The organism is [Clostridium] aminophilum (genome assembly GCF_900101295.1).
GTDB classification, from domain to species: Bacteria; Bacillota; Clostridia; order Lachnospirales; family Lachnospiraceae; genus Clostridium_R; species Clostridium_R aminophilum_A.
The window spans coordinates 1-6,538 of the sequence record NZ_FOIL01000089.1 but is presented as its reverse complement, the minus strand read 5'-3'; the positions used below and the strand labels follow the sequence as shown (position 1 = coordinate 6,538).

At 50.2% G+C, this 6,538-nt stretch carries 5 protein-coding genes; all 5 read left to right on the top strand.

What is annotated here, in order from left to right:
* The first annotated feature begins 435 nt into the window (after positions 1 to 435).
* A complete protein-coding gene (locus BMW41_RS13685; RefSeq protein ID WP_074650754.1) occupies positions 436 to 1,491 on the top strand; it encodes an N-acetylmuramoyl-L-alanine amidase family protein in 1,056 nt (351 codons plus the stop codon).
* Between the two features lie 192 nt (positions 1,492 to 1,683).
* Positions 1,684 to 2,103 carry a 30S ribosomal protein S12 gene (gene rpsL, locus BMW41_RS13680; protein WP_031472464.1) on the top strand — a complete coding sequence of 140 codons (420 nt, stop codon included), beginning with the start codon at positions 1,684 to 1,686 and terminating at the stop codon, positions 2,101 to 2,103.
* A gap of 171 nt (positions 2,104 to 2,274) precedes the next feature.
* Entirely contained in the window at positions 2,275 to 2,745 is a 471-nt protein-coding gene (rpsG, locus tag BMW41_RS13675) for a 30S ribosomal protein S7 (protein ID WP_031472466.1), read from the top strand.
* 15 nt (positions 2,746 to 2,760) lie between these two features.
* Positions 2,761 to 4,881 carry an elongation factor G gene (gene fusA / locus BMW41_RS13670; RefSeq protein ID WP_074650750.1) on the top strand — a complete coding sequence of 707 codons (2,121 nt, stop codon included), beginning with the start codon at positions 2,761 to 2,763 and terminating at the stop codon, positions 4,879 to 4,881.
* A 120-nt stretch (positions 4,882 to 5,001) separates the two neighbouring features.
* Positions 5,002 to 6,195, top strand: coding sequence for an elongation factor Tu (tuf, locus tag BMW41_RS13665; protein WP_031472470.1), 1,194 nt, complete (start codon positions 5,002 to 5,004; stop codon positions 6,193 to 6,195).
* Positions 6,196 to 6,538 lie beyond the last annotated feature (343 nt).

Below are 6,538 nucleotides of genomic sequence, written 5' to 3'. Positions count from 1 at the left end.
CTTCGCCACAGAATCCGGGCAGTGTATTGGAAACAATGGAAAAAGGTGCGAACGAGGTACAAGATGCTGAGGGCGCTACACTTGCCAGAATGGAAGGTACATGAACTGGCTAACTGTAGAAAAGGCACATGGAGAGCGGCGATGATGCTAAACACAGCGCTTACCAAAACGATAATAGTGGTCAGACTCGGATATCCATCCTTATCAGCCCACTATCTAAAAGTTCGTGTAAACTATTGAACCGCCGTATACCGAACGGTACGTACGGTGGTGTGGAAGGGGAGTGTCAAATCTCCCCTATCCGATTGTGTGCAGCGCGCTATAACCTGCGCCTGCATAGGGCTTTTGTGACTGCCGTGATAATGAGCGGACCCCGCAGCGGGGAATTTTCAAACATTCCGCGAACGTTGTTCTTTTATTATGGAGAGAATACAGATGAAGAAGAGAATGGAACAGGCATTGAGAATTGCCGCCGTCACCGTGGTGACAGCAGGACTTGCACTTTCCGGCTGCGCGTCCCGATCGGAAGCGGCGGAGGCGAAGGGACCGGCGGCGGAGATTGAAGCAAAACAGACGGCAAAAGCTGCCGAAGAAGCGGCGAAATCCGCCGGAGAGACAAGTGAGGCAGAGACAGCCGCGACAGCCGAGGCAGCGGAAAAAACGGCAGCATCGGAGACGGCCGGGACGGCGGAGCAGACAACCGCCGCGGACACCGCGGCAGAAAGCGGCAAGTCTGCGCGGAAGGAAGGCGAGATCGGTCTGGATCCCTCCTGGAAATATGCGGCGAATTCCAAGATCAACTCAGGAAAGGCGGTTCTCTATAAAGCTTCTGCCAACCGGAAGGGAAAAGTGATCTGTGTCAATGCAGGCCACGGAACATCCGGCGGAGAAAAGGTGAAGACTTTAAGTCATCCGGACGGATCGGCGAAACTTGTGACCGGAACCAATGCGGCCGGAGCGGTCAGCTCGAAGGCGATCTCTGCCGGAACCACATTCCAGGACGGCACGCCGGAAGCGAAGGTTACGCTGGCGACCGCGAAGATTCTGAAAAAGAAACTGCTTGCGGAGGGATACGATGTACTGATGATCCGCGAAAACGATGATGTCCAGCTGGATAATATTGCGAGAACGGTTCTGGCAAACAATGCGGCGGACTGCCACATTGCCCTTCACTGGGATTCGACATCCAGCGATAAAGGCGCGTTCTACATGGGAGTTCCGGAAGGAAAATTCCGCCAGATGGAGCCGGTGGCATCCCACTGGCAGGAACACGAGAAACTTGGAAAGGCGCTGATCGAAGGACTTCGCGAAAAGGGCGTTAAGATCTGGTCGACTGAGAAACTGGACAATGACCTGACACAGACCTCCTACTCCACGGTTCCGAGCATGGATATTGAGCTCGGTGATACGGCATCGGATCACAGCGAAAAAACACTGGAAAAGATCGCGGACGGTCTGCTTGCCGGTGTGAATAAATTCTATGGAAAATAATTTCCGAAAAACGCAGAAAATCGCGTAAATTCAACAAAAACAGAGACACGGGTGTCAGGAAAAATATTTATAATGTTTTTCTTGACACCCTATTTTTATGTGTATATAATCTTATGGTGCGCCACTAAAGGCATAAGTGCGCGCAAAAATATCAAAAAGCAACCACAGACAATATCACAGGAGGTGAAAGGGATGCCTACATTTAACCAGTTAGTAAGAAAAGGTAGAAAGACATCTGTGAAGAAACCGACCGCTCCGGCGCTGCATAGAGGATATAACTCTCTGCAGAAGAAAGCAACGGACGTTTCTTCACCGCAGAAGAGAGGTGTTTGCACAGCTGTTAAGACTGCAACACCGAAGAAGCCGAACTCTGCTCTTAGAAAGATCGCGAGAGTACGTCTCTCCAACGGAGTTGAGGTAACAAGCTACATCCCGGGTGAGGGACATAACCTTCAGGAGCATAGCGTTGTTCTGATCAGAGGTGGACGTGTAAAGGACCTTCCGGGTACCAGATACCACATCATCAGAGGAACTCTTGATACTGCAGGCGTAGCAGACAGAAAACAGGCTCGTTCCAAGTACGGAGCAAAGAGACCGAAGGCTAAGAAGTAATCACAAATCATTGTAGGGATTTGTTGTACCGGATTTTGATATTGACCTGTGGGTTGCAGGAATCATAGATTCGGACACGAACGCCCAGGTGACGGGTGAGTACCTGAGATCTAATGAAAAAGCTTCGACGAAGCCGAGTGCTGCGAAGCAGATATTAAGGAGGGAAGTAACGTGCCACGTAAAAAACGTAATTTTAAAAGAGATGTATTAGCAGACCCGATGTACCAGAACAAGGTAGTAACCAAGCTGATCAACAACATCATGCTTGATGGTAAGAAGGGCGTTGCTCAGAAGATTGTATACGGTGCATTTGACCGTATCGCTGCTGAGACCGGCAAGGAAGCTGTAGAAGTTTTCGAAGAGGCTATGAACAACATCATGCCGGTTCTCGAGGTTAAGGCAAGACGTATCGGCGGAGCTACATATCAGGTTCCGATCGAGGTTAAGCCGGAGAGAAGACAGACTCTGGCACTTCGCTGGATCACCGAGTATTCCCGCAAGAGAGGCGAGAAGACTCAGGAAGAGCGTCTTGCAAGAGAACTTATGGATGCAGCTAACAACACCGGCGCATCTGTAAAGAGAAAAGAAGATATGCATAAGATGGCAGAGGCTAACAAGGCATTTGCTCATTACAGATTCTGATAGGAGGAATAAGCTTTGGCTGTAAGAGAATATCCGCTGGAGAGAACCAGAAACATCGGAATCATGGCTCATATCGATGCTGGTAAAACAACACTGACAGAGCGTATTCTGTACTACACAGGTGTAAACTACAAGATCGGTGATACCCACGAGGGTACTGCTACCATGGACTGGATGGCTCAGGAGCAGGAGCGTGGTATCACAATCACATCCGCAGCTACCACCTGCCACTGGACACACGAGAAGTTCCACAAGAAGATCGAGGGTGCTCCGGAATACAGAATCAATATCATCGATACTCCTGGACACGTAGACTTCACCGTAGAGGTTGAGCGTTCCCTTCGAGTCCTCGACGGCGCTGTCGGCGTATTCGATGCCAAGAGTGGTGTAGAGCCGCAGTCTGAGAACGTTTGGCGTCAGGCTGATACATACCACGTACCGAGAATCGCATTCATCAACAAGATGGATGTAGTCGGCGCAGATTTCTTCCATTCTGTACAGACTATCCACGATCGTCTCGGCAAGAACACTATCATGACTCAGATTCCGATCGGTGCTGAGGATACTTTCGAGGGTATCATCGACCTGTTCGAGATGAAGGCATATTATTACAGAGATGACAAGGGCGACAACATCGATATCCTTGACATTCCGGATGATCTGAAGGATGACGCAGAGCTCTACAGAACCGAGATGGTTGAGAAGATCTGCGAGCTCGACGACGAGCTGATGATGAGATACCTCGACGGTGATGAGCCGAGCGAGGAGGAGCTGAAGGCTGCTCTTCGTAAGGGTACTATCGCAAATGAGGCAATTCCGTGTCTGTGCGGTACCGCATACAGAAACAAGGGCGTTCAGAAGCTTCTGGATGCAGTTCTTGACTTCATGCCGGCTCCGACAGACGTTCCGGACATCACAGGTACAGACCTTGACGGCAATGACGTCGTAAGAAAGTCTTCCGATGAGGAGCCGTTCGCTGCTCTTGTATTCAAGATCATGACGGACCCGTTTGTAGGTAAGCTTGCTTACTTCAGAGTTTACTCCGGCGTCTGCAAGTCCGGTTCCTACGTTCTGAACGCGACAAAGGACAAGAAGGAGCGTGTTGGACGTATCCTTCAGATGCACGCAAACAAGAGAAACGAAATCGACGAGGTATTCTCCGGCGATATCGCTGCTGCAGTAGGTTTCAAGAACTCCACAACAGGTGATACCATCTGTGACGAGCAGCATCCGGTTATCCTTGAGTCCATGGAGTTCCCGGAGCCGGTTATCTCCATCGCGATCGAGCCGAAGACCAAGGTTTCTCAGGGCAAGATGACCGATGCTCTTCAGAAGCTTGCTGAAGAGGATCCGACCTTCCGTGTAAGAACCGATACAGAGACAGGCCAGACCATCATCTCCGGTATGGGTGAGCTTCACCTGGAGATCATCGTTGACCGTCTGCTTCGTGAGTTCAACGTAGAGGCTAATGTAGGCGCACCGCAGGTAGCTTACAAAGAGACCTTCACAAAGCCGGCTGAGGTTGAAGTTAAGTATGCTAAGCAGTCCGGTGGTAAGGGTCAGTACGGTCACGTTAAGATGAAGTTCGAACCGATGGATGCGAACGCAGAAGAAACCTTCAAGTTCGAGTCCACTGTTGTCGGCGGTGCTATTCCGAAGGAGTACATCCCGGCGATTGAGGACGGTGTACGTGAGGCTGCCGGCGCTGGTATCCTGGGCGGATTCCCGGTACTCGGTGTTCACGCAAATGTATACGATGGTTCCTACCACGAGGTCGATTCTTCCGAAATGGCATTCCACATCGCAGGTTCCATGGCCTTCAAGCAGGCTATGCAGAAGGCAGCTCCGGTTCTCCTTGAGCCGATCATGAAGGTTGACGTAACCATGCCGGAAGAGTACATGGGCGACGTTATCGGAGATATCAACTCCAGACGCGGCCGTATCGAGGGTATGGAAGACATCGGCGGCGGTAAGATGGTTAAGGCATACGTTCCGCTGGCAGAAATGTCCGGTTACGCTACCGACCTTCGTTCCAGAACTCAGGGACGTGGTAACTACTCCATGTTCTTCAACAACTACGAGCCGGTTCCGAAGAATGTTCAGGATAAGGTTCTGTCTGATAAAGCGGCTAAGTAATAGAAAAGACGCTAAAAGACTTGATAAAATCAGCATTCGATGATAAAATCTACATGATTGTATTGTCGAATGCTGTACACAAAAGATTTTTAACAACATAATCTTAGGAGGATTATAACAATGGCAAAGCAGCACTTTGAAAGAACAAAACCGCATTGTAACATTGGTACCATCGGTCACGTTGACCATGGTAAAACAACTCTGACAGCAGCTATCACAGCTGTTCTGGCTGAGAGACTTGGTGTAGATCCGGCCGTTCCGTTCGATCAGATCGATAAGGCACCGGAGGAGAGAGAGCGTGGAATCACCATCAACTCCGCACACGTTGAGTACGAGACAGAGAAGCGTCACTACGCTCACGTTGATTGCCCTGGACATGCTGACTACGTTAAGAACATGATCACCGGTGCTGCACAGATGGATGGCGCAATCCTCGTTGTTGCTGCTACTGATGGTGTTATGGCTCAGACTCGTGAGCACATCCTTCTTGCTCGTCAGGTAGGTGTTCCGGCTATCGTTGTATTCATGAACAAGTGCGACATGGTTGACGATGAGGAGCTTCTTGACCTCGTAGAGATGGAGATCAGAGATCTTCTTTCCGAGTATGACTTCCCGGGCGATGATATCCCGGTTATCCGCGGTTCCGCTCTGAAGGCTCTTGAGGATCCGAAGTGCGAGTGGGCTGACAAGATCATGGAGCTCATGGATTCCGTTGACTCCTACATTCCGGAGCCGGAGCGTGAGACAGATAAGCCGTTCCTTATGCCGGTTGAGGATGTATTCACAATCACAGGTCGTGGTACTGTTGCTACAGGCCGTGTAGAGCGTGGAACACTTCACGTTAACGATGAAGTTGAGATCGTAGGTATCTCTGAGGAGACTGAGAAGTCTGTCTGCACAGGTATCGAGATGTTCCGTAAGACTCTTGACGAGGCTCAGGCTGGTGATAACATCGGTGCTCTTCTTCGTGGTATCAACCGTGACCAGATCGAGCGTGGACAGATCGTTTGTAAGCCGGGTACTGTAAAGTGCCACAAGAAGTTCACCGCTCAGGTTTACGTTCTTACAAAGGACGAGGGTGGCCGTCATACTCCGTTCTTCAACAACTATCGTCCGCAGTTCTACTTCAGAACAACTGACGTTACCGGTATCTGCCAGCTTCCGCAGGGCGTAGAGATGTGCATGCCGGGCGATAACGTAGAGATGGAAGTAGACCTGATCCATCCGGTAGGTATGGAAGAGGGACTTCGTTTCGCTATCCGTGAGGGTGGTAGAACTGTAGGTTCTGGCCGAGTTGTTAAGATCCTTGAGTAATCCTCATCGAATATAACATACTGAACTTTAACGAGCTCCGGGCTTTGCCCGGGCTCGTTTTTTAGTATCATAGGAAATTTCTCTGAAATTCCCTATGATACTAAAACGCTCCGCGAGGATGCGCACGCCGCTGTAAGCAAATTCACTAAGCTCGAGAAAACCAGCCTCAGCACGCTATTTCACTAAGCAGCATAGCTGCCAAGTGAAATATGCGTCGCTAAGTGAATTTCCATGGCACGCACTAAGCTCGAAAAGACCAGCCGCAGCACGCTATTTCACTAAGCGGCAAAGCCGCTAAGTGAAATATGTGTCGCTAAGAGCTTCGCCAAGGAAGCTGTCACCT

Excerpts from the sequence above, each read along its gene's own strand:
- tuf (WP_031472470.1), top strand. The coding sequence starts at position 5,002 with ATGGCAAAGCAGCACTTTGAAAGAACAAAACCGCATTGTAACATTGGT.
- rpsL (WP_031472464.1), top strand. The coding sequence starts at position 1,684 with ATGCCTACATTTAACCAGTTAGTAAGAAAAGGTAGAAAGACATCTGTG.
- BMW41_RS13685 (WP_074650754.1), top strand. The coding sequence starts at position 436 with ATGAAGAAGAGAATGGAACAGGCATTGAGAATTGCCGCCGTCACCGTG.